This window comes from Acinetobacter lwoffii (assembly GCF_024129715.1).
Lineage (GTDB): Bacteria > Pseudomonadota > Gammaproteobacteria > Pseudomonadales > Moraxellaceae > Acinetobacter > Acinetobacter lwoffii_U.
This window is the reverse complement of the sequence record NZ_JAMXXM010000052.1, coordinates 1-3829: the sequence shown is the minus strand read 5'-3', so window position 1 is coordinate 3829 and position 3829 is coordinate 1. Positions and strand designations below refer to the sequence as shown.

Here is a 3829-nt window from a genome sequence, read left to right as displayed (position 1 = left end):
TTTGAAGCAATGTACTATGATAAGATTAACCCGTTAGGTCAGGTGGCCTAACTTAAATAAAAAAGTCTCCGACAAACCCGGTACGGTTCAAAGTGCAAGTGCAATTCCGCAGTTTATTGAACTTTTAGCTAAGCAGTCTGACTCTTACTATACTCTAGATACTAATAGAGTATAAAGTCTATGCTATACAGAATGATAAATTCTGTATAGCTAAATCTAAAAAATATAGATTAGACCTCTTGCGAAAGTATCGTTTTACCTAATTTTTGAATTGGCTAAAACCTTATAATATGTAGCTTTTGGCTGTTTAAATTTTAAATTTTGACTAACGCAAGACGTCTATTTTTATAAATATTTTTTTATTCTTAGGGCGTGTCATCAATTAGCTTGAGAAAATCTTACCGGTCCTCATAATTTTTTCATGACTAAACGCTATGCATTAAAAGATGATCAGTGGGAACAGGTTAAAGATCTGTTACCTGGACGAATGGGTACTGTTGGAGTAACGGCCAAAGATAACCGACTATTTGTTGAAGCGCTATCGTTCAGGTATCCCGTGGCGAGACTTATTCGAACGCTTTGGTGATTTTAGAGTCGTGCATACTCGCTTTTCTGCGCAGCTGTATTCATTTTATCTGCATTCAGTCGTTCCAGTTCCAGGTCAACCGCAGCAATATCTTCTTCAACCGCTTCGTCCCATAGGTGGATTTGTTTTGCGGTGAGATGTTCATTTTTACTACCGAATTTATACTGTTTAAATAGCGCAAGTTCATGCTCGTATTTTTGAGTGAGAACAGAGAGATGTTGGTTGCATGCTTCAAGATGTTGAACTTTGGCATCCAATTGCTGATTTGATACTTCAAGATGCTGAACTTTGGTATCTAATTGTTGTTTATCTTCTGCGAGTTGTTGATGCTGCAGCGCTAGCTGTCTGGTAAATTCCAGCAGTTGTTCATGGGTCAGTTGGCTTAAGTCAGGCAGCATTTTAATGACCGCAGTATGCCTGAGGTCATGACGCAGAGGAAATAGAACGTTTGGAGAATAGCAGAATGTACCAAGCTGGTTTAGAGCATCGTCACCACCAATGCGCTGCCAAGGCAAACCCTGGATCAGTGACTGTAACTGTTCCAGACTGATCGCCATGCTTTCACCCTGGTGAACCTGCGCCCAGTGGAATTTTCCCTGTTCCAGCCGCCGGGCACACAGCCAGATCCCCGTCCATCATGCACCAGCACTTTCATGCGATGGCCACGTTTATTACAGAACAGGTAAGCGCAATGCGGTTTGATCGAGCCAAAGGCTCTCAACACCTTAGCCATGGCAGTATCCATACCCGCACGCATGTCCATGGGCTGGGTAGACAACCAGATTTCATCAATACGGATCATTGAGTCAAACCCTGGATCAGCAACAGTAATTCAGTTACTGACTCCACTGGCCAGTCGATCTCGATCATCTGATCCCTTGCGGAACTTTGTTCCTTATGCAATGGAATCCTGATATGAGCGACAGCATTCTTCTCCGGCACAGGTGGCGGAGGTGCGTCTTGTTTGACTGGAGTCGGGTGAAGCATGACCGGAAGAAAGTCAGTCTGTGGAATGGAGGGGGTGTTAATGCAGGGGCATTGATCTGGACTGACGAATCCATTTATGCAACAGATTGGCATTGATCTGATGTTGCATTGCGACCTTAGCCACTGATGTATCTGGCTGCTGGCATTGCTGAATAAGTTGATGTTTAAATTCAGCCGTGAAGGTTCGACGGGGCTTTTTTAGCATTGGTGTGCTGTCTATAACTGTCTTTAAATCCATAAATAGGTGTCCACTTAAAATTTAGTGGACACTATCGTGGTATTCATGAGTGAGAAAAAGTGGGGCTCAGCGGACGCTTACTTTCATCTTGAGAGAGTTGGGTGTATTTCTTCATTGCGTGCTTTCCAATTGCGAGTTGAAAAAGTCTAATGATTCTACGAATACACCTAAATTTTTCAACTAACTACAAATGTGTCGCACTTGTGATTTGAATCTGCTGTTTTCAAAATCTGTTTTTCAGCTCGTTATGTAACAAAGCCGAACCGAATTAAAAATAGAAATGTAGTTGAGCTGATGCTTGCTCATTTCTTTATTTTTAGTAATTGAGGTGAACATACTGTCAGTACATGGTAGTTATAAGTAACGTGTAACTTTGTTCGCACAAAGATTTGAGTTATGCCAAGTGATGGATTGATTTGTACTTAAAATTTTAAGCTTATCCACTTGCTTTGCAAGCCACTACACTTTATTTACAATCCTATGTTGTGGAAGTAAGGGATCTTGTACTCGCCCAGTATGTTCAACTTGATTATATCTAAAGGACTATTAGGCTTCAATCAAATCAATTTTCCAATTATTCGACTGAATTAACACATTTAAATCACGTAATTTAAGACTAATATCATCAGCTTGTTTTTGTAATGATGAAACTGGAATAACTTTATGCCACTTTATTTCCCGCGTACTATAACGATCAGATTCACGAGATGTATTACTTATTGCTGCAGTTAGGGTTTTGTGCTGTTCTACAAATTCATCACGCAAAGTCAATAAAGCAAGTAGAGAACGACCATCATTTAATTTTGTTAAAGCATTAGTTTCATGAATTGCATAACTTAATTTTTGAAATTCTTGAATTAAAGAAAATACTTGTTTCAATAGTTCATTTGGATCTTCAGATGGTTTATCACCATCTTGTACCAATACATTTGCATTGATACGTTGTTTTAGTGAAATAATTTTTTTTTGTTGATCACTTCGAAGTAAGAGAGCTTCTGCTAATTTCATTTTTCACCTATTAACCAATTAGAATTAAGTTTTAAACAGCTAAGTAATTTTACAAATACTATATCCTCATTCTTTAAAGATCAAAAAAATTGATTTTTTACAATTTTCAGAGGTAGAAGTCTTATATTTTGTCATTAGTCGAAGCTCAGAATTAAGCTAAAGGCCTTTTTTTCAGATGCAGAATCCTTTATCTGATCCTAGACAGTATTATGGACATTCGATCCCTCTAAATTCTTACAATATTTTTGTTCAAAGGCTTCAGGACTTAACCAGCCATTTGCAGAATGTATTCTGATTCGATTGTAATAAATCTCGATATAGTCGAACAGGACAGCATCCGCTTCTTTTCGAGTGGCAAACACACTGCCATGGATTACATGACCTTTCAATGTATGAAAGAAGCTTTCAGTCACTGCATTGTCCCAACATGAGCAGTGTACTGCGCAAGACTGCCTGACATACTTTGAATAAAGTTATTCGTCAATAATAGCGCTCTAAAAGCACGACTACAGTACTGACTGCCTTGGTCAGAATGAACCATAACTCCTGTTGAATAAGCTTTTCATGCGCCAAGGTTGGTCCGAAACCATGCAGTTGATCAGAAACAATATTGAGGCACTTGAGTCTGAGTTCTTCAGAAAGCCTGGAATTGCTGGTTTGGCCACGACCCGTATGGGCTAATACAGCTGGACCTTGAACTTTGTATTTCTGCAGTAAGCGTCTGACCTGACATTCTGAAATATGAAGTAGCTGAGCAGCCTGGGATTGAGTTATGCGTTGATCGCAGATTTCCTGCAAGACCGACAATCGTTTAAGTTCTTTATCCGACATAGACACCAACATATCAAACCGTCCGCTAAGGAAATTGCAAAAGTGCACATTCTAAAAGCGGACATTTCTATTTTGGAGTTACATTTCATGTTATTCACCAATTAAAATGTCTATGCGATAAACCATTTAAAATGTCCTGTTTTTAACCACAAGAGTCAAGCACAGGATTTAACTTTCTT

3 protein-coding genes and 5 pseudogenes are annotated in these 3829 nt (G+C 39.1%); 1 reads left to right on the top strand and 7 read right to left on the bottom strand.

Annotation, left to right across the window (positions count from 1 at the left end; genetic code table 11):
• Positions 1–421: 421 nt before the first annotated feature.
• Positions 422–608, top strand: a pseudogene (locus NI462_RS14785) (transposase); the annotation flags it as partial.
• On the opposite strand, the pseudogene NI462_RS14780 reads toward NI462_RS14785, so the two are convergent.
• From NI462_RS14780 to NI462_RS14755, 7 genes and pseudogenes are all read right to left on the bottom strand, one after another.
• Positions 604–990, bottom strand: a pseudogene (locus NI462_RS14780) (IS66 family transposase); the annotation flags it as partial. The pseudogenes NI462_RS14785 and NI462_RS14780 overlap by 5 nt on opposite strands.
• A 153-nt stretch (positions 991–1143) precedes the next feature.
• Positions 1144–1319: pseudogene (gene tnpB / locus NI462_RS15185) on the bottom strand (IS66 family insertion sequence element accessory protein TnpB); the annotation flags it as partial.
• A 65-nt stretch (positions 1320–1384) separates the two neighbouring features.
• Complete coding sequence (locus tag NI462_RS14775) at positions 1385–1573, bottom strand: hypothetical protein (protein ID WP_016807214.1); 189 nt, start codon at positions 1571–1573, stop codon at positions 1385–1387.
• Between the two features lie 37 nt (positions 1574–1610).
• A complete protein-coding gene (locus tag NI462_RS14770; protein ID WP_004647840.1) occupies positions 1611–1811 on the bottom strand; it encodes a transposase in 201 nt (66 codons plus the stop codon).
• Between the two features lie 546 nt (positions 1812–2357).
• Positions 2358–2819, bottom strand: a complete 462-nt coding sequence (locus NI462_RS14765; protein ID WP_004647839.1) for a DIP1984 family protein — start codon at positions 2817–2819, stop codon at positions 2358–2360.
• A gap of 197 nt (positions 2820–3016) precedes the next feature.
• Positions 3017–3381 (bottom strand): annotated as a pseudogene (locus tag NI462_RS14760) (IS3 family transposase); the annotation flags it as partial.
• Positions 3375–3650: pseudogene (locus NI462_RS14755) on the bottom strand (helix-turn-helix domain-containing protein); the annotation flags it as partial. The pseudogenes NI462_RS14755 and NI462_RS14760, both read right to left, overlap by 7 nt.
• Between the last annotated feature and the right edge of the window lie 179 nt (positions 3651–3829).

What these genes read in the sequence shown, in the direction of transcription:
- NI462_RS14765 (WP_004647839.1), bottom strand. Translation starts at nt 2,819, where the DNA reads ATGAAATTAGCAGAAGCTCTCTTACTTCGAAGTGATCAACAAAAAAAA.
- NI462_RS14770 (WP_004647840.1), bottom strand. Translation starts at nt 1,811, where the DNA reads ATGGATTTAAAGACAGTTATAGACAGCACACCAATGCTAAAAAAGCCC.
- NI462_RS14775 (WP_016807214.1), bottom strand. Translation starts at nt 1,573, where the DNA reads ATGCTTCACCCGACTCCAGTCAAACAAGACGCACCTCCGCCACCTGTG.